General features: G+C 41.8%; 17 protein-coding genes and 1 pseudogene. 13 read left to right on the top strand and 5 right to left on the bottom strand.

The genetic code is table 11. The features are described 5' to 3' along the window. Positions 1-211: 211 nt before the first annotated feature. Entirely contained in the window at positions 212-940 is a 729-nt protein-coding gene (locus tag H6G41_RS07510; protein WP_190745071.1) for a hypothetical protein, read from the top strand. A gap of 253 nt (positions 941-1,193) precedes the next feature. On the opposite strand, the gene H6G41_RS07505 is transcribed toward H6G41_RS07510, so the two are convergent. After that, complete coding sequence (locus tag H6G41_RS07505) at positions 1,194-1,592, bottom strand: COG3650 family protein (RefSeq protein WP_190745069.1); 399 nt, start codon at positions 1,590-1,592, stop codon at positions 1,194-1,196. Between the two features lie 75 nt (positions 1,593-1,667). Here H6G41_RS07505 and H6G41_RS07500 point away from each other — a divergent pair, with 75 nt between their 5' ends. Continuing rightward, a complete protein-coding gene (locus H6G41_RS07500) occupies positions 1,668-2,201 on the top strand; it encodes a J domain-containing protein (RefSeq protein ID WP_190745120.1) in 534 nt (177 codons plus the stop codon). Positions 2,202-2,221: 20 nt separating this feature from the next. Next, on the top strand, positions 2,222-2,494 hold the full coding sequence (locus H6G41_RS07495) for a DUF3143 domain-containing protein (protein ID WP_190745067.1): 273 nt from the start codon (positions 2,222-2,224) through the stop codon (positions 2,492-2,494). A gap of 136 nt (positions 2,495-2,630) precedes the next feature. On the opposite strand, the gene H6G41_RS07490 is transcribed toward H6G41_RS07495, so the two are convergent. The 3 genes from H6G41_RS07490 to lysA all read right to left on the bottom strand — a co-directional run bounded on the left by H6G41_RS07490 (position 2,631) and on the right by lysA (position 5,850). Next, a complete protein-coding gene (locus H6G41_RS07490; protein ID WP_190745065.1) occupies positions 2,631-3,380 on the bottom strand; it encodes a polyprenyl diphosphate synthase in 750 nt (249 codons plus the stop codon). Continuing rightward, positions 3,377-4,300 carry a diadenylate cyclase CdaA gene (cdaA, locus tag H6G41_RS07485; RefSeq protein ID WP_190745063.1) on the bottom strand — a complete coding sequence of 308 codons (924 nt, stop codon included), beginning with the start codon at positions 4,298-4,300 and terminating at the stop codon, positions 3,377-3,379. The genes H6G41_RS07490 and cdaA overlap by 4 nt, the downstream gene beginning before the upstream one ends. A gap of 164 nt (positions 4,301-4,464) precedes the next feature. Further along, positions 4,465-5,850, bottom strand: a complete 1,386-nt coding sequence (gene lysA / locus H6G41_RS07480; RefSeq protein WP_190745061.1) for a diaminopimelate decarboxylase — start codon at positions 5,848-5,850, stop codon at positions 4,465-4,467. A 92-nt stretch (positions 5,851-5,942) separates the two neighbouring features. Here lysA and rimI point away from each other — a divergent pair, with 92 nt between their 5' ends. From rimI to H6G41_RS07450, 6 genes are all read left to right on the top strand, one after another. Continuing rightward, positions 5,943-6,494 (top strand): ribosomal protein S18-alanine N-acetyltransferase, encoded by a 552-nt coding sequence (gene rimI / locus H6G41_RS07475; protein ID WP_190745059.1) that lies wholly within the window; start codon positions 5,943-5,945, stop codon positions 6,492-6,494. 490 nt (positions 6,495-6,984) lie between these two features. Beyond that, positions 6,985-9,453: an ATP-dependent Clp protease ATP-binding subunit gene (locus H6G41_RS07470; RefSeq protein WP_190745118.1), complete on the top strand. Its 2,469-nt coding sequence runs from the start codon at positions 6,985-6,987 to the stop codon at positions 9,451-9,453. Between the two features lie 149 nt (positions 9,454-9,602). Then, positions 9,603-9,920 carry a hypothetical protein gene (locus H6G41_RS07465; protein ID WP_190745057.1) on the top strand — a complete coding sequence of 106 codons (318 nt, stop codon included), beginning with the start codon at positions 9,603-9,605 and terminating at the stop codon, positions 9,918-9,920. Then, positions 9,917-10,285, top strand: coding sequence for an aspartyl protease (locus tag H6G41_RS07460; RefSeq protein ID WP_190745055.1), 369 nt, complete (start codon positions 9,917-9,919; stop codon positions 10,283-10,285). The genes H6G41_RS07465 and H6G41_RS07460 overlap by 4 nt, the downstream gene beginning before the upstream one ends. A gap of 139 nt (positions 10,286-10,424) precedes the next feature. Next, positions 10,425-13,319 (top strand): UvrD-helicase domain-containing protein, encoded by a 2,895-nt coding sequence (locus H6G41_RS07455; protein ID WP_190745053.1) that lies wholly within the window; start codon positions 10,425-10,427, stop codon positions 13,317-13,319. A gap of 3 nt (positions 13,320-13,322) precedes the next feature. After that, a complete protein-coding gene (locus H6G41_RS07450; protein WP_190745052.1) occupies positions 13,323-13,946 on the top strand; it encodes a hypothetical protein in 624 nt (207 codons plus the stop codon). On the opposite strand, the pseudogene H6G41_RS07445 reads toward H6G41_RS07450, so the two are convergent. Next, positions 13,943-14,089: pseudogene (locus tag H6G41_RS07445) on the bottom strand (formate dehydrogenase accessory sulfurtransferase FdhD); the annotation flags it as partial. The gene H6G41_RS07450 and the pseudogene H6G41_RS07445 sit on opposite strands and share 4 nt — an antisense overlap. Positions 14,090-14,591: 502 nt before the next feature. Here H6G41_RS07445 and thrC point away from each other — a divergent pair. The 4 genes from thrC to dxs all read left to right on the top strand — a co-directional run bounded on the left by thrC (position 14,592) and on the right by dxs (position 21,405). Continuing rightward, entirely contained in the window at positions 14,592-15,896 is a 1,305-nt protein-coding gene (thrC, locus tag H6G41_RS07440; protein ID WP_190745050.1) for a threonine synthase, read from the top strand. Positions 15,897-15,969: 73 nt separating this feature from the next. After that, positions 15,970-16,245 (top strand): MoaD/ThiS family protein, encoded by a 276-nt coding sequence (locus H6G41_RS07435; RefSeq protein ID WP_190745048.1) that lies wholly within the window; start codon positions 15,970-15,972, stop codon positions 16,243-16,245. A gap of 291 nt (positions 16,246-16,536) precedes the next feature. Then, positions 16,537-18,837 carry a cation:proton antiporter gene (locus H6G41_RS07430; RefSeq protein WP_190745045.1) on the top strand — a complete coding sequence of 767 codons (2,301 nt, stop codon included), beginning with the start codon at positions 16,537-16,539 and terminating at the stop codon, positions 18,835-18,837. Between the two features lie 660 nt (positions 18,838-19,497). Continuing rightward, complete coding sequence (gene dxs, locus H6G41_RS07425; RefSeq protein WP_190745043.1) at positions 19,498-21,405, top strand: 1-deoxy-D-xylulose-5-phosphate synthase; 1,908 nt, start codon at positions 19,498-19,500, stop codon at positions 21,403-21,405. Positions 21,406-21,681 lie beyond the last annotated feature (276 nt).

Here is a 21,681-nt window from a genome sequence, read left to right as displayed (position 1 = left end):
CAAAAAATTCTGGACTATTGACCATACCTTTTGTTGAACTCCAATCTCACTCAGTTTAAGTACAAAGCGCTACATGATATTTTAACTATTGATTAATCTAGAATAGAAAAAATTCCCTATATTAATTTGGTTTTATTCATTGAAATCATATAAAAATTAAGTTATTATACCAGCCTATCGTGTAATCACAGTAACCAATAATTAAAACTATATGACTCAGAATTTAGAGATTCAAGAATTTGTCATAGCGATCGCAGTTAAACAACAAAATCCTACAGTATTAACAGCCGATTTTCTCAAATATAGCGGCATCGTCCCTAATGAATGGGAACTGGCGCGTCCACCAATCTTAACTAATGCTGCGGCTCAGGTAGTCTATCAAAATGGTGTAAGTATTGTTGCAGAAGTCAACCGAGTTGTTTTCTCGGAGTTAATCGGGACTAAAGAAGCTCAAGAATTATCTATTCCCGCGATCGCTCGCAAGTATATCGAAACATTGACTCAAGTCAGCTATCAAGCAATTAGCTTGAATTTCCGGGGTTACGTTATGTTTGACCAAAACAATAACACACCGCGTAACTACATTTTTGGCAACTTGCTGAAACAAGGGCCTTGGCAAGAGTTTGGGACAGCGCCTGTACAAGCTGGGCTAAGGTTTATTTACACCTTGCAAGAAACGCAACTATTCTTGGATATTAATGAAGTTGGATTACAATTGCCGGATAAAACTTTACTACCAGCAATTTTATTTTCTGCCAATTTTAGCCATCAAGTAGCGCAAGAAGACTTAAACCAGCGTCTAAATGATTTAATTCAAATAATTGGCAACTGGCAAAGCGATTTAGAAACTTACAAACAAGTAATTAATACCAAGTTTTTAACCGCACCCAGCTATCAAGTGAATATAGCACCCAATGAACCATTGATTTTTCCTCGGTAAATAATTTGATTGCATAGCGCAAAACATCTATTTTTCTCTGCGTCTCAGCGCCCTCTGCGGTGGAAAAATATTTGATTTAACCACAGAGACACAGAGAAAAGTCTGAGCGCCTGCTTCCGGCGATGGCTTCTCCCAAGGGGAGACGCTGCGCGGTAAGCGAAGCTATGCCCGAAGGGCTTTACGCCAACGTCTTCGACGAACAGAACTTTTCAAGACAGAGGACACAGAGAAAATAGGTTCTGAGCATTTGTGGCTATTTCTTCTCAGCACAGCCATCTAAAACTCGATTACCGAGAATAGCTGTTGCTGAATAAGCATATTTTTTATCTGACATCCCGTCGCTACAATTATCAACTTGCTTGATAATTAATAAATTATTGCCTTTACCTGACAATCGATATACCCGCACCAAGTTTTCCGTCCGACCATCAGCTTTTAAAGGTGTGACATAGGGAAAGGTTTGTTTTGGCTTATCTGGTGAAGTATAGACAATACCGCGTTTGCTGACATTAATACTCCAAAATGGCTCTGTACCCCTAGCAATAAATTCCTCGCTAGTAGCAGATTGTGCAACTACAAGATTATTGTTATCTATCGACAACAAAGTTATCCCTAGTCCAAGAATTGCAATAGATGAGATAAAGATTTTCATAGAAGTTGAGGTTTACAATATTAGAAAAAACTCGATCGCAAGGTGACTCAATCAGCCGTGAATCATCATGGGGTAATGGCACAACGCAGTGAACCGACTTATTACACCCTGTTAGGACTGCATCCTTCAGCATCAGTAATCGACATCCGTCGTGCTTACCGAGAATTAAGTAAACGTTATCATCCTGATACTACCCATTTACCTGCTAATCTCGCCACTGCTAAATTTCAACAACTCAACGAAGCCTACGCTACCTTGAGCAACCCAGAACGCAGGTTAAGTTACGACCTGAAAATTGGCTATTCTCGCTTTGGCGTGATTCAAGCACCTGCTGATTTGAACCATCCGGTCACAAATCCTTATGACTGGTCAAAATCAGCTTACCTTGATGCAAGCGATCGCCCTTTGTCTTCCGGCGAAATTTTTGCTTTGTTTATTTTGGTGTTGACTTTTTTGGGCTGTTTGATACTCGCGATCGCAATTGGTTTAACGCGGGGTGAAGCTGCTTTTCAAACACAACTTACACCACAAAATCCCATTACTCAACAGCAAATCCAGCAAAATTCCCCATCAGCTAGCCTTTGGGAAATGCAAAATTATTATTATTAAGTTGGAATTTTTTACTCATTATGGCTTTTCTTCCCCCTGATGCTCCCCTGTATAACCATACTCTGCCGCAAATTGAGCAGTGGCTCAAAGACCAAGGCTGTAAACAAGATGAAACTGAGTTACATTGTTGGCATCTACAACGGCCTAATTGGCAAGCTGACCTCTGTCTTGATGTCGAGCAACTAACAGTGCGCTACATCGAAGCGGGAGAAAATCGCCAAGATATCCAACGCGCTTTTAAATATTCTCTCAGTCGGGAAGATATCGAACAGGCAGTTTTTTCTGGTCCATAAATTGGGCATTGGGCATTGGGCATTGGGCATTGGGCATTGGTTAATAGTTCCTCATCCTCCCTATCTCCCTCATCCTCCCTATCTCCCTCATCCTCCCTATCTCCCTCATCCTCCCTATCTCCCTCATACCCAATCCCTATACACCCCCATACCTCCGTTCCCGTTGCTGGTAAGCAAACAAGGCACGAGAAAACTCAACGCGGTCAAAATCAGGCCATAAAGTATCAGTAATGTACATTTCCCCATAAGCCATTTGCCAGAGGAGAAAATTAGATAGGCGCATTTCGCCGCTAGTGCGGATTAATAAATCGGGGTCAGCAATCCCAGCGGTATATAGATGACGTTCAAATACGGCTTCATCAATTTCATCAGGTTGTAGCAGACCTTGCTGGACTTTTTGAGCGATCGCGCGACAAGCCTGTAAGATTTCTTGTCTGCCGCCATAGTTGGTAGCAACTGTAAACCGGATGCTGCGATTGTCCTTAGTTTCTGCCATTGAACGGGAAATTTCTTCTTGGAGCGATCGCGGTAGCGCATTCAAATTGCCCACAAATTGAATTTGCACATTCTCCTCTACCATTTCTCGCAATTCTTGGCGTAAAACTCTTTGGAATAAAGTCATCAAAAAATCAACTTCTTCCTGGGGTCTTTTCCAGTTTTCTGTTGAAAAAGCATAAGCTGTTAACGCCTGAATTCCCCAATCTTTGCAACAACGAAGTAAATCCTTCAGCGCATCTACTCCCCGTTTATGACCCATAATTCGGGGTAGACCTTGACGTTTAGCCCATCGACCATTGCCATCCATAATCACCGCAACGTGCTTGGGCAAAAGTTCTCGTTTTAAGCCAGGGGGCAAATCTTGTAATTGAGTTTGTTGTGCTGTCATTTTTTATCTCGAGACGCGGTCGATGGTAATCCGAATAACCGTGAAACTAGTGCTAATGCCTTAGTACTAATCTGACGACCCAAGCTTAACAAACCAGGAGCTACAGCTTCCCGATCTACCGTTGGGGATAAAAGAGCTTCTAGAGACTCTTTTAGTTTCCTAATCGTCAGCGGTCTATTGAGAATTCCCCGCTCCGCTAACGATATAGAACCAGTTTCTTCTGATACAACGACACAGATGCAATTTTCGACACGCTCAGTAATTCCCATCGCTGCCCGATGGCGTGTGCCCAACTGGCGCGAGGCTGTGCGTCCCGAAAGTGGTAAAATTATACCCGATGCAACAATCCGTGAGCCACGTATTAAAGTTGCCCCATCATGTAACAAAGTTTTTGGTTGAAATATTGTTTGGATTAATTCTTTAGTCACCTCAGCATTTAGCCTTACTCCTGGGACAGAAAAATCTCGTTCATCAATGGGGCCTTTTGTTTCTAAAATTAATAAAGCGCCAATCCGATTTTTTGACAGTTCCTTGACCGCATCAACAATTTCATCAATTACACTATCGGATTTAGGTATTGCCAAACTTGATGGTTGAAACAACTGGCGAAATTCCCCACGACCTAATTGTTCTAAAAATCGCCGGAATTCTGACTGAAGAGCAACTGCCATTGCCACTGCGCAGCCAATTACTAATTTTTCTAAAACGAAATTTAATAATGGTAGCCCCAACTTATTACTGAGTGCTGAAGCTAACATCAAAATAATAAATCCCCGTACCATCCATAGTGTACGGCGCTCACTAATAATAACCAGGATCATATATGTCAGCGCCAATACGAAGAAAATATCCAGAGTCCCAAGCAGCAAGGACTGCGACCATCCCAGGTTTGTCAGCCATTGCTTCCACCAATCTCTCATGACATCTGGATTACTATTTTGCCTCGAAATACAGTGAGTTAATAGTCCAGAGCCAATAGTCAAAAGTCAAGAGTTAATCAATATCAACTCTGGACTTTAGGTAATAGACCTTAGACTTTGGACTTTGGACTTTAGACTTTGGATTTTAGATTTTAGATTTTAGACTATTTCTTCAGTCTTTCTGGTAGGCAATCTTGTCTGATCAAGTCTTGATATGTTTCGCGCTGCAAAAACAAATTTGCTTCGCCGTTTGCTACCACAACTGCTGCCGGTCTGGACAAGCGATTGTAGTTAGATGCCATACTGTAATTGTAAGCACCTGTTCCCATAACTACGAGAATATCTCCTGGTTCAGTTTTAGGTAGTTGGGCATTTTTAATCAAAATATCCCCGGATTCACAATGCTTACCAGCAATTGTGACAGTTTCTGTTAAGGGAGCAGACATTTTATTAGCTACTACAGCTCGGTATTGTGACTGATAGGTAATTGGTCGGGGATTATCCGACATACCGCCATCAACCGCCACGTAGGTGCGAATATCGGGAACAACTTTTACTGAACCAATAGTGTAAGCCGTGACGCAAGCTGTGGCAACTAGCGATCGCCCTGGTTCACATAATAACTTAGGTAAAGGTAAATTTGCTTCTAGACAAGCTGTTTGCACTACTTCACAAATTGCTTTCACCCATTCATCAATGCTGGGAGGATCGTCCGATTCTACGTACCGGATTCCTAAACCACCACCGATATTTAACTCTGTCACATTTAAACCATACTTAGCTGCATCTTGCAACCACTGCACCATCACAGCAGCTAAGTCCTGATGGGGTTGACGCTCAAAAATTTGCGAACCAATATGAGCGTGCAAACCTACACAGTTCAAAGCTGAAGTGTGCTGACTGACAAAGGTAAAAACTGCATCTAAATCGTTGGGATCGAAACCAAATTTACTGTCTAAGTGTCCTGTACGAATATATTCGTGAGTATGACACTCGATACCTGGTGTCAATCGCAACATAATGCGGATTGGCCCAGAGTCGGCTAATTCCACTAAAGTCTTTAACTCATACCAGTTATCCACCACAATAGTGGCACCAGATTCAATAGCTAAAGTTAACTCCGAGCGAGATTTATTATTACCGTGGAGGTAGATTTTTTCCGGGTTCATCCCTGCTGTCAGGGCGGTGTATAATTCTCCCCCAGATACGACATCAATGCCTAACCCTTCAGCCGCGACAATCGCGCAAATTGCTAGACAATTCCAAGCTTTAGAAGCATAAAGTACTTGAGATTCTCCTTGATAATATTGCTTGAAACCATCCCGGTATTGCTGACAAGCCAAACGTAGGGTTTCTTCATCTAAAATATATAAAGGCGAACCAAACTGCTGCACCAGGGTTGTGATATCACACCCACCAATTTCCAAGCAGCCGTGATTATTTACTCTAGCCGTCAAGGGAAGGAGTTCTTGATTGGGCGAAGTGTTACGCCTTAAAGGTAAATACTGACTACCAGCATGTTGAACCCCAATAGGGTGAGTCGATACCATAACTATAAGAGTTGTCCTTGTTCAAATTATGGGCGTGAGTGAGTCTCCCGATTCCCAGTTTACAAAGGGTTTGTAATCTTATTCAAATAAATGTGATCTTATTAGACTTAAAACTTCAACCACTGACATCAGAGGATCTGAGTGCAGTGCTAGAACTAGATAAAGCCTGTTTTGGCGGACTTTGGACATTAGAGGGCTATCAACGAGAGATGGATAGCCCTAACAGCGATTTGCTTGGGTTATTTTCCCCAGTCTCTAGCTTGAAGTTGCTAGGCATGGGTTGTTTTTGGTCAATTTTAGAAGAAGCCCACATTACAATTTTGGCAGTACATCCCCAATATCACTATCAAGGTTTGGGACAAGCTTTACTCTATTCCCTCCTCAAGACAGCTAGCGATCGCGGTTTGGAGCGAGCCACTCTCGAAGTTAGGGCTTCCAATTTAGCGGCTATATCTTTATATCAAAAATTTGGCTTCAAAACAGCTGGCAGACGGCGGCGGTACTATCAAGATAATGGCGAAGACGCTTTAATTCTGTGGCGTGGCGATCTCCAACAACCCGAATTTCAAACCGCTTTACAGGAATTGGAGATGATGGTGAGCGATCGCCTTTCTAAATCCGCTTGGCAATTGGGATTTTCTTAATTGGGCATTGGGCATTGGAAACAATTTTGGATTTTAGATTTTAGATTTTAGATTAGAATCCAAAATCTAAAATCCAAAATCTAAAATTTCTTGTCCCATACTCCCCTTCAAGCCATCTTTATCAAAAAAACACATTTTCTTTAAAGAATTTTCATGAGTATTATTTATTTTTTTAAGATTTTAAATTTAAAAAACAAATAAAATATTCATAATTCTTGACTTTGCTATCTATATGTGATAAGAATAAATGTTTGGAAGTGGTTGAAAAACAGACTTCCAGTGTTTTTTTGTGGGTAATTATCGCTAAAAACGCTGGTCATCTTGTTCTCCTCAGTACAACAGCCACACAAAAGTAGTAAATATTCGGGAATTACACCATCAAATTGGGTGATATCTCTAGGATGTCTTGATTTTTTGATACAGATATCCTAAGCCTTAGCCTGTGCTAAAATCAGCGTACCGGCACGACGCAGGTGATGGGAAAAATGCCATGTTTGAACGCTTCACAGAAAAAGCTATTAAAGTAATCATGCTGGCCCAAGAAGAGGCCCGCCGTTTAGGCCACAATTTCGTCGGCACTGAGCAGATCCTCCTGGGTCTGATTGGTGAAGGGACGGGAGTGGCGGCCAAGGTGCTGAAATCAATGGGCGTCAATCTCAAAGATGCCCGAATTGAGGTAGAAAAAATCATAGGCCGGGGTTCAGGCTTTGTCGCGGTGGAAATTCCTTTTACACCAAGGGCAAAGCGAGTTCTGGAACTATCCTTAGAAGAAGCGCGCCAATTAGGCCATAACTACATTGGCACCGAGCATCTCCTGTTGGGCCTGATCCGGGAAGGGGAAGGTGTAGCAGCTAGGGTGCTAGAAAACCTCGGCGTGGATCTATCTAAGGTGAGAACCCAAGTCATTCGGATGTTGGGAGAAACAGCGGAAGTTTCGCCGGGTGGCTCATCCAGCCGTACCAAAACCCCAACTTTGGATGAATTTGGCTCAAACCTGACCCAAATGGCAACGGACAACAAACTCGATCCTGTGGTGGGACGCGCCAAAGAAATCGAGCGAGTTATTCAGATTTTGGGACGCCGGACAAAAAATAACCCAGTGCTGATCGGCGAACCAGGGGTTGGTAAAACTGCGATCGCTGAAGGTCTAGCGAGCCGCATAGCCAACAAAGATGTCCCCGACATCCTGGAAGATAAGCGCGTAGTCACTCTGGATATCGGCTTGCTGGTAGCAGGTACCAAGTACCGGGGTGAATTTGAAGAACGCCTGAAGAAAATCATGGACGAAATTCGTCAGGCGGGTAACGTCATTCTCGTGATTGACGAAGTACACACCCTGATTGGTGCAGGTGCAGCAGAAGGCGCAATCGACGCCGCAAATATCCTCAAACCAGCCTTGGCTAGAGGTGAATTGCAGTGCATTGGCGCAACAACCCTCGATGAATACCGCAAACACATCGAGCGCGATGCAGCCTTAGAACGACGCTTCCAACCAGTCATGGTGGGCGAACCCTCAGTTGACGAAACAATTGAGATTCTGTACGGTCTGCGCGATCGCTACGAACAACACCACAAGCTGAAAATCTCCGATGAAGCTTTAGTAGCGGCGGCGAAATTATCAGATCGTTATATTAGCGATCGCTACCTCCCAGACAAAGCCATCGACTTAATCGATGAAGCAGGTTCCAGAGTCCGGTTGATTAACTCCCAGCTACCACCCGCAGCTAAAGAGTTAGACAAAGAACTGCGCCAAATCTTAAAAGAAAAAGATGATGCAGTTCGCTCCCAAGACTTTGACCGAGCTGGAGAATTGCGCGATCGCGAAATGGAAATCAAAGCCGAAATCCGGGCGATCGCTCAAAGCAAAACCAATGCTTCTGGTAACGAAGGTTTAGAACCCGTCGTTACAGAAGAAGACATCGCCCACATCGTCGCCTCCTGGACTGGCGTTCCGGTGAACAAGCTCACCGAATCCGAATCCGAGAAGCTGTTGCACATGGAAGACACCTTACATCAGCGTCTCATTGGTCAAGAAGATGCTGTCAAGGCCGTTTCCCGCGCAATTCGCCGCGCTCGTGTCGGTTTGAAGAATCCCAATCGACCAATCGCCAGCTTTGTCTTCTCAGGCCCCACTGGTGTTGGTAAAACCGAATTGGCAAAATCCTTGGCTTCTTACTTCTTCGGTTCCGAAGAAGCCATGATCCGCTTGGATATGTCCGAATACATGGAGCGTCACACCGTCAGCAAACTGATCGGTTCGCCTCCAGGTTACGTTGGCTACAACGAAGGTGGTCAGCTAACTGAAGCTGTAAGGCGTCGTCCTTACACTGTGGTGCTATTCGATGAAATCGAAAAAGCCCACCCCGATGTCTTTAACATGCTGCTGCAAATTTTAGAAGACGGTCGCTTAACCGATGCAAAAGGTCGCACCGTTGACTTTAAGAATACCTTGCTGATTTTGACATCTAACATCGGTTCTAAGGTAATTGAAAAAGGCGGCGGCGGTATCGGCTTCGAGTTTGCTGATGATGTCAGTGAATCTCAGTACAACCGCATTCGCTCCTTGGTGAACGAAGAACTGAAGCAATACTTCCGTCCTGAGTTCCTCAACCGTCTAGATGAAATTATCGTCTTCCGTCAGTTGAGCAAAGCCGAGGTTACCCAAATTGCCGAAATCATGCTCAAAGAAGTATTTGGTCGCCTGACCGAAAAAGGTATCACCTTAGAAGTCACCGATCGCTTCAAAGACCGCCTGATTCAAGAAGGCTACAGCCCCAGCTACGGCGCAAGACCATTACGCCGTGCAATTATGCGCCTGTTAGAAGATAGCTTGGCTGAAGAGATTCTCTCTGGTCGCATTAAAGATGGCGATACAGCGCTGGTTGACGTTGATGAAAACGGTAACGTTCAAGTCAGTTCACAACAGCGCCGCGAATTGTTATCTCAAGGCGTTGAGTAAGATTTAAAATTTCCGATTTGGGATAAAACTCAAATTTAAAAATTCAAGCGGTAGAGTATTAATTACTCTATCGTTTTTTGTTGTTATTACAAATTCTGAAGTGGGAATAGATAAAATAAATAACAGCCTGGAAATTAAATAAGGTAAATATGACCAAAACAAAGCCTGTTCGCCATCGTCACCAAGGTAGGATTTTTCCAGAATTTCAAATTCCACCAGAAGAATTAGCTAGGCGAGAAGCAGAAAAAAATGCTCGTGGGGAAAAAGCTCGGATTATTTTTGAGCGAGTTTGTCCGCAATTAATAGATGAACATTACAATTGGTTTATTTTAATTGAACCCAACAGTGGTGATTATTTTATTGATCGTGATGAGGATGTTGCTGACAAAAAAGCGCGGGAAAAATATCCTACTGCCTGGCTTGTTACATTCCGTCTCAACGAAACAGGTACTTGTGGACGGATATGATTTCAGGTAGGTTTGGTGAAATCGGAGAGCTAATTTTTGAAATAGAGATTATTTCAGTTGATGGAGATAGCTATCCAATCGAAGTTTTATTAGACACAGGATTTACATCTGGTTGGTTGGCGCTGGATATACAAGATGCTGAAAGTATAGGGTGGCGTTTAATTGAACGTAATAGCACTATGCAAATGGTGCGGGGTGAGGCTTTTTTTGATATCTATGAAGGAAAGGTTCAATTGGATGAGCAGGAGTATATAATTCCTGTTTTAGCTGCCGATGGAATTCCTGAGCCTCTATTGGGTTTACAATGGCTGAGAATCTTGCCATTATCTGTGAATTTTTCAACAGGAATTTTGACACTAGGGTAAAAGTAACTAGTCTCGCTTCACATTTAAGCTTCATCTTTATATGATGCCTACCTCGCTGTTAGATCATGCTCAGTTCGCGGGAAAACTGAGAATAGGCGTGTAAGTCGCTGCTAGCAGTTGAGTAAGAGTTAGACAAGATATGGGTAACGGTTCACACATTGACACTGTTCAAGGTTTTGTAGAACTAATTGGTGATAATGATAAACTCTGGAAACTTTTACATAAAAGAAAACTTAGCCGCCTTAAGGAACAAGTTAAATATAATGATCCAAAACAAAATATAGCAGGGGTAAAGTATTATACTCAAGGCATAGTTTATGCTGTACATGAACTAGAAACATCGGAAGTTACAATTGAGATTAAATACATAGATGGATTCATTTTTAGATATAAAAAAGAGCAATTTATTAGAAAATTTAACAAGATATCACCACCCCTTTCGTGTAAAGAAATTTCTGAATTAGTTCGACGAGACAAAGAAGCAAGAGACATACAAATATGGCAAACAGAAAAACAGACTTTACTTGAGAAATTAAAAGTACAGTTTGATAAAAAATTTCTTAATGTTGATAATTTTTATGAAGCCCAATGTACTGAGTACATATCATTTAAAGAGTACCAATCTGAAAAGCTGAATTATGTACAATCGTGGGTACAACGCCATCTAAATTCCTCACCTGACTTTGAGCAAGCAGCAGCGATTGGCGCTGTTGAATGTCATATTCAAGTAGTGGCTAGGGCTGGAAGTGGTAAAACTTCCACTTTGGTAAATCGAGCGTTATTTTTACAAAAACATTGCGAGGTTGCATCTGATGAAATGTTGCTTTTAGCCTTTAATCGCAAAGCAGCAGATGAGATAAGAGAACGCTTTACTCTACAATTAAAGGGTTATATTCCCCATGTAATGACTTTTCATGCATTAGCTTATGCTTTAGTTCACCCTGAAGAAAGTATTCTTTTTAATGAACCAGATGCTGGACAAAACAAAAGTCGCGTTTTACAAAATGTAATTGATAACCACTTACGCGACCCAATTTTTTATGAAAAAATTCGTGCTTTGATGATGGCACATTTCCGAGAAGATTGGGAACGTATACTTTCTGGCGGTTATGATAAAAGTCCAGAAGAAATGCTGCGTTACCGTCGCTCTTTGCCTAAAGAGGGAATTGATGGAACCTACTTTAAATCTTTTGGGGAGAAACTCATTGGTGACTTTTTATTTGAACACGATATTAAATATAAATACGAACAAAATTTTTGGTGGGATGGCATAAATTATCGCCCTGATTTTACGATTATTACTGGAGATAACCAAGGCGTAGTTATTGAATATTTTGGGCTAGAAGGCGATCCAGATTACGATAAAATGTCTGATGCAAAGCGAGAGTATTGGCGCAATAATCCTACCTGTAATTTTGTAGAATTATCCCCAAGAACTCTAAAGTTTGAAGGAGCAGAAGATTTTTGTTTATTGCTTAAGCGATGTTTAGAAAGTTATGATATTAAATGCGATCGCTTGAGTGAAGAAGCGATTTGGAAGAAAATTAAAGTTAGAGCTATAGACCGCTTTACTAAGGTAGTAGAGGGATTTATCCAGCGTTGTCGCAAACTCTGCCTCACCTCAGAAATATTAGCTAAAATTATTGATAATCATGACTGTGCTAGTAATATTGAACAAAAGTTTTTAGAAATAGCACAAATTTTTTATCAGTCTTATCTGAATCGTCTTCAAGAAACAGGGGAGGAAGATTTTGATGGACTAATGCAACAAGCTGCGGCTCTTGTTAAATCAGGACAAACTATATTTAAACGCAAATCTTGTAGTGGCGATCTCAAGTCTCTTCGATACGTACTCATTGATGAATATCAAGACTTTTCATTACTCTTCCACCATTTAATAGAAGCAATCCGAGAACAAAATCCTCAAGCAAAATTTTTCTGTGTTGGTGATGATTGGCAAGCAATTAATGGCTTTGCAGGTTCAGATTTGCGCTTTTATCAAAATTTTGCACAATTTTTTCAGCCTTCGCAAAAACTCCACATCTCAACTAATTATCGTTCAGCCGCCTCAATTGTGGATATTGGTAATAGATTGATGCAGGGGTTGGGTAATCCTGCTCGCGCACATACATCTATATTTGGAATAGTTGAAATTGCTGATATTAGGCAATTTAATCCAACACTAAAAGAGCAACAAAAGCATTCAGGAGATATCATTATACCTGCCATATTACGCTTAGTAGATCATACTATCAAAGATGGAAAACAGGTCGTTTTACTTAGTCGCAAGAATAGTTTGCCTTGGTATGTGAATTACGGAAAGCATCAGGATAATTTAAAAAATGGCTCTCTTGAGAGTTTTCTAAATTTGGTGCGTTCCTATCTGCCCAAAAACTTAAGGGAGGCTGTAACTATATCTACGGCACATAAGTATAAAGGTCTTCAAAAAGATGTTGTAATCATACTTGATGCTGTTCCTCGTTCTTATCCATTAATACATCCTGATCTAATGTTCACTCGTGTTTTCGGTGATAGCATTGAACTAGTAATTGATGAAGAACGCCGTCTTTTTTACGTTGCTTTAACTCGTGCGGTAGAGCGTTTGTTCATTGTCACTGAGAGTAACAACTTGTCACCTTTCCTTGATGAATTAAAGGCTAATAAAAAAATTAACTTACTAGACTGGTTAGATTACCCACCTTGTAATCTAACCATACCGCAAATTACCATTAAAGTGGGTAACCAGAGTGGACGAGGTACAAAACCAACTATTGCAATAAAAAGAATGCTCAAGGCTGAAGGCTATAACTGGAAACGCACAGATAAAGCTTGGTGTCGCACATATCCAGCACAAGAATTCTCAATACAACAATATTTTGATAAAGCTGAATGGATTTCTCACGCTACTGGAATTGAGGTGCAATTTTATGATGATTTAGAGAATATTATAGCTAAGTATTATCTTGAGCAAGGGCAATGTACTGCAATCATCAACCATATTCCTGATGTTGCTGCTTTTTATCCTAAAATTTAAACCATGTCAATTTACAAAACTATTCTTTGGTTCAATAGCTTAGGTTTATTTGCAATTATTATTCTCATACTTGCTACTAAAGCATTTGATATATCAGCAGGAGGATTATTTTTACCCCCTCCGGCTCCAGAGTATCCTAGCGCTGGTTTATTAACCCATACTTTTCAATTATTATGTTGTGTACCTCCGTTAGTGTGCGCTTTTAGTTTTGCTTTACTAAACAAAATTAAACCTAACGGTAAAAATAATAAATTTATTCTTGGCTCGGCATTATTAACAGCAGGCTTTTTAATCAATGAAATTTATCGAATTCATGTTATTGGTACACAGATTGGTATTCCTAAGTTAGTAACCATCATCATTTATGCTACTATAGGCATTGCCTATGGATTAACTTTTAGAAGGCAACTAAAATTAACACCCTACTTTATACTTATAGCTGGCTTAGGTTTATTATTCATTGCTATTACAGTAGACTCACTACGCTTGACTGGTAATGGAATACCTAGTCTTTTAGAGGGTATACCTAAGTTATTGAGTGGATTGAATGTGGCGCTTTATTTTTGGTTTATTTGTTATCAGGAAGTTTTAAATTCACTACATTTTCAAAAAAATAACAATTTTTAAGAATTTTTTATCCGTTCCCAACCTGTATATATATTGAAACGTTCTCCCCGCAAAAAGCCAATTAAAGTAATCCCAAATTCTTGAGCGACAGAAACAGCTAAACTGCTAGGAGCAGAAACAGAACAAACAATTGGTACTCCTGCGTATCAAATAAAGCTTTTGGTGCGTTGCGCTACGCGACAACACACCCTACATAACAGATATTTAGTGGCTTTTTGTAAGAGTCTATTTGTGATTAGCGATCTCTATTGCGCTTCCTATTCCTAGTTCCTTTGTCTGCAATATTGGGGATATGCTCGATCAGATGAAGTGGCGATCGCTGACGATTACCAAGAACGTTGGGATGGTGCTAGCGTTCACAACTTTTGCGGGATTTATGGCGATGATGTCTTAAGTAAGGTTTCTCAAGTTTTTTCAGAGTTAAGACTGACTGTACTTTAAGAATTTGGTCAATAGTTTTGACGGAAAAAATAGGTTAAGCAGGTAGGTGTAAACGCAAATATCTATGTCTATCAAGGTTTGTAGCTAAAGCTAACATAATATGGTAGCCATACCCGACTTTTTTTATCGGGTATGTTTGACTCGTATTTCTACTCGTGTTACTATCAGGCGACAGTTGACAGACAAACAGGGAAAGCTAGGTTTATGACTCAGACAAAATCCGCACTCACCGAAGCCGCCACTATCTCTTTTCAAGCCTTGAAGTGTAAGGAATGTGGTGAGGAGTATGAACTGAAAGCCAACCATGTTTGTGAATTATGTTTTGGGCCTTTGGAAGTCAAGTATGACTACAACCTGCTGCGTAAGACTGTCACCCGAGAAAAAATTCAAGCTGGCCCTAATTCCATTTGGCGCTACCGTCCCTTTTTACCTGTTGCAACTGATAATGTAATTGATGTGGGAACTGGGATGACTCCCTTAGTGCGTTCTCACCGTCTGGCGCGTCGTCTGGGTCTAAACAAGCTTTATATTAAAAACGATGCTGTGAATATGCCCACCCTCAGCTTCAAAGACCGGGTGGTTTCTGTGGCTTTAACAAGAGCTAGAGAGTTAGGTTTTACTACTGTTTCTTGTGCTAGCACTGGTAACTTGGCTAATTCTACAGCCGCGATCGCAGCTCACGCCGGTTTAGATTGCTGTGTATTCATCCCCGCAGATTTGGAAGCTGGGAAAGTTATGGGTAGCTTGATTTACAGCCCCACATTAATGGCTGTTAAAGGTAACTACGATCAGGTCAATCGTCTCTGCTCGGAAGTTGCAAATACACATGGCTGGGGTTTTGTCAATATCAACCTCCGCCCCTACTATTCAGAAGGTTCTAAGACTTTAGGTTTTGAAGTAGCTGAACAATTAGGTTGGGAATTACCAGACCACATCGTTGCGCCTCTAGCATCTGGTTCCTTATTTACAAAAATTTATAAGGGATTCAAAGAATTTGTCGAAGTTGGTTTAGTAGAAGATAAGAAAGTCCGGTTTAGTGGCGCGCAAGCTGAAGGTTGTTCGCCCATCGCCCAAGCTTATAAAGAAGGACGGGACTTTATTAAACCAGTTAAACCCAATACTATTGCGAAATCGATTGCGATCGGTAACCCAGCAGATGGTGTTTATGCTGTGGAAATAGCTAACAAAACCAACGGTAATATCGAATCTGTCAATGATGCAGAAATCATTGAAGGTATCAAACTCTTAGCAGAAACTGAAGGCATATTTACGGAAACTGCTGGTGGTACAACCGTTGCCGTGCTGAAAAAATTAGTAGAAGCTGGCAAAATTGATCCAGATGAAACTACTGTGGTATATATCACTGGCAATGGTTTGAAAACCCAAGAAGCTCTTCACGGCTATATTGGCGAACCTTTGACAATTGATGCCAAACTCGATAGCTTTGAAAACGCACTAGAGCGTTCACGGACTCTCGATCGTTTGGAATGGCAGCAAGTACTCGTTTAAAGGATAAAGGTTGAACAGTTAAACTTCACCTTCCATCCTTTATATTTCATATCTCACACTTCATACTTCAACTATGTCTGTAACAGTTTTAGTTCCCACAGCTCTTCAAAAATTTACCGATAACCAAGCTGTCCTGGAATGCAATGCTAGTAATATCGCAGAATTATTCGATTCTCTAGAAACTGCTTGTCCGGGGATTAAATCCCGCTTGTGCGATGAAGCAGGCGCACCACGGCGATTTTTGAATTTATATGTCAATAGCGAAGATATTCGCTTTTTGGAAGGGATAGCTACAACTCTCAAAGATGGCGATGAAGTCAGTATTGTCCCTGCTGTTGCAGGTGGTTGACATAGAGAAGTTATCAATTTGTTAAATATTATCTTTAAGCGTGCTATAATAGTGCGCTTATATTTTGGTATAGGGCATTGGTAAATAGTCAATAGTTAAGAGAAAAACCACCAATACCCCATACCCCATACCCCAAGTCGGCGGGCGGTGCTTCATCCCACAAAGAAGCAGTGAACTTCCCCGGCGACTTTACGCAAATTTTGTCTTCTCTGCACCAATAACTTGAGCATAGATATATAAAAATTTGTATGCTGAGGTTAATAGGTCTTAATAGTTCTTTTTTTTAAACTGGTGCAAGAAGATTTTAGGTTAATTGTTGATTTAGTTTTAGTTCTCGCCGTTGCTGCTGGTGGCGGACTGTTGGCGGCGCTGTTACGACAGCCTGTGTTGTTAGGGTATCTCATCGGTGGTATGGTGGTGGGGCCTGCTGGGCTGGGATTGATTAAAGAAGTAATTCAAGTAGAGACTCTGGCTCAGTTTGGGGTCGCTTTCTTGTTATTTGCTTTGGGCGTAGAATTTTCTTTTGCCGAACTGAAGAAAGTAAAAGCGATCGCTCTGGGTGGTGGTGGGCTACAAATTGCGCTGACAATTTTGATCACAGTCGCGATTTGTGGCGTCACTGGTGCTTGGGGCGCTTTACCTGCTAAGGGCGTCTTTTTGGGGTCAATTCTGTCTTTATCTTCCACCGCCGTTGTCCTTAAGTGCTTGATGGAAAGCAACGAAACGGAAACCCCTCACGGACAGGTAATGCTGGGTATTTTGGTAGTCCAAGACTTAGCCTTAGGACTCATGCTAGCAGTCTTACCCGCCCTGCATGAGCCGGGTGAAGCCATTGGAATTGCAGTGGTGACAGCACTAGTCAGAATTGGCTTATTTGCCGCTGGTGCAGTTGTAGCGGGAATTTGGTTAATTCCGCCGTTATTGCGACTTCTTGCCCGGACGGAAAGCAAAGAGCTATTTTTATTAGGTGTGGTTGCACTGTGCTTAGGAATTGCACTGCTAACAGAATATTTAGGCTTATCCATTGAAATGGGGGCGTTTGTCGCCGGCTTAATGATTTCTGAGGTGGAATACGCCGACCAAACTTTAACTTATGTAGAACCACTCCGAGATATCTTCGCCAGTTTATTTTTCGCCGCTATTGGCATGTTAATTGACCCAGTGTTTTTGTGGAAAAACCTGGAATTAATTTTAGGTTTAGTGGCAATAGTTTTCATTGGTAAATTTTTAATCATCACACCGTTGGTGAAATTATTCCGCTATCCCTTAAAAACAGCTTTAATTGCGGGGCTGGGACTAGCGCAAATTGGGGAATTCTCCTTTGTATTGGCGAGTGAAGGGCAAGCACTGGGCTTAGTTTCGCGTTCAGTATATTTACTAATTTTAGGAACTACAGCGGTAACACTTGTCTTAACACCATTTGTGTTACGATTAGTGCCATTTTTATTTACTTTGGCAGAATCGATGCCTTGGCTGAAACCTTATTTAGAAGAAGTACAGCCGCGAGATGTGGCTGAAGATTTGCCATTAAAAGACCATGTGGTAGTTTGTGGTTATGGGCGAGTAGGTAAAAATTTAGTCAAGTTATTGCAGCAGCATCAGTTACCTGTAGTCGTTATCGATCAATCGGAAAGTCGGATTCAGCAATTACGGGATGCTGGCGTGGCTTATGTATATGGTAATTGCGTGAGTTTACACGTTCTAGAAACGGCTGGAGTGAACCACGCTAAAGGAATGGCGATCGCACTTCCCGATCCAATTAGTACCCGGCTTTGTCTCAAACGCGCCTTGGAATTGTGTCCAGAACTCGATTTAGTTGTCCGCGCTACCCAAGATAAAAATATTGAAGTGCTTTATCAACTGGGAGCTAGAGAAGTTGTACAACCAGAGTTTGAAGCCAGTATAGAAATGGCAACCTATTTATTAACAGGTTTAGGTTTGCCAGCAAACGTAGTGCAACGGGAAATGCAGCAAATTCGCAAGGATCATTATTTAGACTTGCGCCCAGAACAAACTGCATTGGAAGTTGCTCGCGATTTACAGCAAGCTACCCGCGATTTAAATCGGCGCTGGTATCCCCTACCTTCTGGTTCCCCCCTCATTGGCATGAGCTTAGAAGAAGCGGATATGCGTTACTTAATTGGGGTAAGCTTAATGGCAATTCGTCGCGCTAATGGCGAAGAGATAGATTATCCCAGTAACGAAACTAAATTAGAAGAAGGCGATCGCTTGTTGGTAGTGGGAGCCGATGAAGAACTCGCAGCTTTAGCAGAATTTGCTATTGGCAGAACGGCTGTACCGGGAGAAGATAGCGCTTGTCAGTGGCTGACAATTAATGCCGAAACTCCGGTTTTAGGCAAAACTCTCAAAGATTTAGATATTAGCGATAAATATGGCGTTAAAGTCGAAGCGATTCGGCGCGATGGTAAGTTTATCCGCACTCCCGATAGCCATATGGACTTGAAAGATGGCGATCAAGTATTGTTGTGTGGGGGTTTGGCGAATTTGAATCAACTACAACCGTTGTTTACTGCACCCGACACCGTACCCTTAACTTTGCCCATAGTCCAAAGCGATCGCATAGAAGCCTGAAAACAGTTTCTACCTGTAAATTAGCTGGTGGGCACTGCCCACCCTACAGGTATAGAGATTTCTTATCAAAACATGGGATTTTTATATGCACAAATTTAGTTCATTTTGTGCTTAATCGATAATTTAATTTGGCGATTTTATCAAATGTTAAACCAAGTAAATTTAATTAAAAAAATGATATTAACAGATAAATTTTGACACCATATATGCAGATGGTAATTCTTAATACAAAATCTTAAATACCCAATAGGATAATTTTATCGATTATCAAATCTAAAAAATTTGGGACTCTACCAAGTTTCCATAACATTTTTATTACAATTTGTTACATTAATAGAGGCAAATCAATCCTACTTCTCTCAGGAAAAGTATGAAGTGAATTTTACCTGCAAAAATGAGGCTAAAAAATCCTCATACTACTAACTCAGAGGAGGATTTTTTATTTGTGAAGCAGGGTGCGCAAGAGCAAAAAATTAACAAATGATTTTTGCGAATCGGCAGTTGCGACAACGGGGGTAACCACCACAACGCACTGCCTCAACTTTGCGCTGTTTGATTGTGAGAATACAACTTATTTCAACTATGGTTCTGTAAGCAACATTACCGTGGGAAAATCAGAGAATATTCAGAAGTAGAGATTAGAGAGGAAAACCCTATAATATGCATCTGAGCGAAATCACCCATCCCAATCAGTTGCACGGTTTATCGATTCGGCAGCTGCAACAAATTGCCCGTCAAATCCGCGATAAGCACCTACAAACGGTAGCAGCAACTGGGGGACACCTGGGGCCAGGTTTGGGTGTTGTAGAGTTAACCTTAGGGCTTTACCAAACACTGGACTTAGATCGGGATAAAGTTATTTGGGACGTAGGACACCAAGCTTATCCCCATAAACTAATTACAGGACGCTACAGCAACTTCCATACCCTTAGACAGAAAGATGGTGTTGCTGGTTATCTCAAGCGCTGTGAAAGCAAGTTCGATCACTTTGGTGCGGGACATGCTTCCACCAGTATTTCCGCAGCTTTGGGTATGGCTTTAGCCCGCGATTTAAAGGGGGAAAAATTTAAAGCCGTAGCTGTGATTGGTGATGGTGCTTTAACTGGCGGGATGGCGTTAGAAGCAATCAACCATGCAGGACACTTACCCAAAACTAACCTACTAGTTGTCCTCAACGACAACGAAATGTCCATTTCGCCCAACGTAGGCGCAATTCCTCGCTATCTCAACAAAATGCGCCTCAGCCCACCCGTACAGTTTATTAAAGATAATTTTGAGGAACAATTCAAACACATTCCTTTTGTGGGCGAATCTTTGTCTCCCGAACTGGGACGGATTAAAGAAGGGATGAAGCGTTTGGCTGTTCCTAAAGTGGGTGCAGTATTTGAAGAACTAGGCTTTACCTATATCGGGCCAGTAGATGGGCATAATTTAGAAGAATTAATTGCTACCTTCCAACAAGCACATCAAATACCAGGGCCAGTTTTGGTACATGTGGCTACTACCAAAGGTAAAGGCTATGAACTAGCAGAACAAGACCAAGTAGGCTACCATGCCCAAAATCCATTTAATCTAACAACAGGTAAAGCGATTCCTTCGAGTAAACCCAAACCCCCAGCTTACGCCAAAGTTTTTGCCCACACCTTAGTTAAACTCGCCGAACAAAACCCGAAAATTATCGGGATTACAGCAGCGATGGCGACAGGTACAGGTTTAGATAAGCTCCAAGCTAAATTACCCAATCAATATATTGATGTGGGAATAGCCGAACAACACGCCGTTACCTTAGCGGCTGGTTTAGCTAGTGAAGGAATGCGCCCTGTAGCGGCAATTTACTCGACCTTCCTACAACGAGCTTACGATCAGATTATCCATGATGTCTGCATTCAAAACTTGCCAGTGTTCTTCTGCTTAGACAGAGCGGGCATTGTTGGCGCTGATGGCCCCACCCATCAAGGGATGTATGACATCGCTTATCTGCGTTGCATTCCCAATATGGTGTTAATGGCTCCCAAAGACGAAGCCGAACTGCAACGGATGATCGTCACTGGAGTTAACTATACCAAAGGCGCGATCGCTATGCGTTTTCCCCGTGGTAACGGTCATGGCGTACCCTTGATGGAAGAAGGCTGGGAACCTTTGGAAATCGGTAAAGGGGAAATTCTCCGTACTGGTGATGATGTATTACTGGTTAGCTATGGCACAATGGTTTACCCCAGTATGCAAGCCGCAGAAATTCTCAGCGAACATGGTATTGAAGCAACCGTAGTTAATGCCCGGTTCGCTAAACCCTTAGATACGGAGTTAATTTTACCTCTAGCTCAGAAAATCGGCCGCGTTGTCACCTTAGAAGAAGGCTGCATCATGGGCGGCTTTGGTTCGGCGGTAGCGGAAGCTCTACTTGATGCTGATGTTGTCGTTCCCGTGAAGCGCATCGGTATCCCAGATATCTTAGTAGATCATGCGACACCAGACGAATCTAAGGCGGAATTAGGTTTAACTAGTCGTCAAATCGCCGAAAGAGTTTTGCAAGCTTATTTTCAGCGTCAACCATCGGCTGTTGGCTAGTTAATTATTCAGCAATAATCTATGAAAATACACTTAACAGCGCGGCTGTTGGGTGTATTTTTTATCATGGTGAAATTAAAAGTGTGCTCATAGAAATGTGTAACAAGACTCGCGCAAAAATTTCCCAAATCATTAATTTATGGAACCGCCAAGACGCCAAGAACGCCAAGAATTCTTAGAGTGTGCGTAAGTCCTATATAGTTTTATGGAAATCAGGGATTGTCACCTATCAGAGAGATTTAATCAACGAGCCACATTCGACGAAGTCGTCCCCGC

This window comes from Tolypothrix sp. FACHB-123, assembly GCF_014697075.1.
GTDB lineage: Bacteria > Cyanobacteriota > Cyanobacteriia > Cyanobacteriales > Nostocaceae > Aulosira.
The sequence above is the reverse complement of the archived record's forward strand: the minus strand, read 5'-3'. Positions and strand labels throughout refer to the sequence as shown.

Excerpts from the sequence above, each read along its gene's own strand:
- H6G41_RS07510 (WP_190745071.1), top strand. The coding sequence starts at position 212 with ATGACTCAGAATTTAGAGATTCAAGAATTTGTCATAGCGATCGCAGTT.
- H6G41_RS07505 (WP_190745069.1), bottom strand. The coding sequence starts at position 1,592 with ATGAAAATCTTTATCTCATCTATTGCAATTCTTGGACTAGGGATAACT.
- H6G41_RS07500 (WP_190745120.1), top strand. The coding sequence starts at position 1,668 with ATGGCACAACGCAGTGAACCGACTTATTACACCCTGTTAGGACTGCAT.
- H6G41_RS07495 (WP_190745067.1), top strand. The coding sequence starts at position 2,222 with ATGGCTTTTCTTCCCCCTGATGCTCCCCTGTATAACCATACTCTGCCG.
- H6G41_RS07490 (WP_190745065.1), bottom strand. The coding sequence starts at position 3,380 with ATGACAGCACAACAAACTCAATTACAAGATTTGCCCCCTGGCTTAAAA.
- cdaA (WP_190745063.1), bottom strand. The coding sequence starts at position 4,300 with ATGAGAGATTGGTGGAAGCAATGGCTGACAAACCTGGGATGGTCGCAG.
- lysA (WP_190745061.1), bottom strand. The coding sequence starts at position 5,850 with ATGGTATCGACTCACCCTATTGGGGTTCAACATGCTGGTAGTCAGTAT.
- H6G41_RS07470 (WP_190745118.1), top strand. The coding sequence starts at position 6,985 with ATGTTTGAACGCTTCACAGAAAAAGCTATTAAAGTAATCATGCTGGCC.
- H6G41_RS07465 (WP_190745057.1), top strand. The coding sequence starts at position 9,603 with ATGACCAAAACAAAGCCTGTTCGCCATCGTCACCAAGGTAGGATTTTT.
- H6G41_RS07460 (WP_190745055.1), top strand. The coding sequence starts at position 9,917 with ATGATTTCAGGTAGGTTTGGTGAAATCGGAGAGCTAATTTTTGAAATA.
- H6G41_RS07455 (WP_190745053.1), top strand. The coding sequence starts at position 10,425 with ATGGGTAACGGTTCACACATTGACACTGTTCAAGGTTTTGTAGAACTA.
- H6G41_RS07450 (WP_190745052.1), top strand. The coding sequence starts at position 13,323 with ATGTCAATTTACAAAACTATTCTTTGGTTCAATAGCTTAGGTTTATTT.
- thrC (WP_190745050.1), top strand. The coding sequence starts at position 14,592 with ATGACTCAGACAAAATCCGCACTCACCGAAGCCGCCACTATCTCTTTT.
- H6G41_RS07435 (WP_190745048.1), top strand. The coding sequence starts at position 15,970 with ATGTCTGTAACAGTTTTAGTTCCCACAGCTCTTCAAAAATTTACCGAT.
- dxs (WP_190745043.1), top strand. The coding sequence starts at position 19,498 with ATGCATCTGAGCGAAATCACCCATCCCAATCAGTTGCACGGTTTATCG.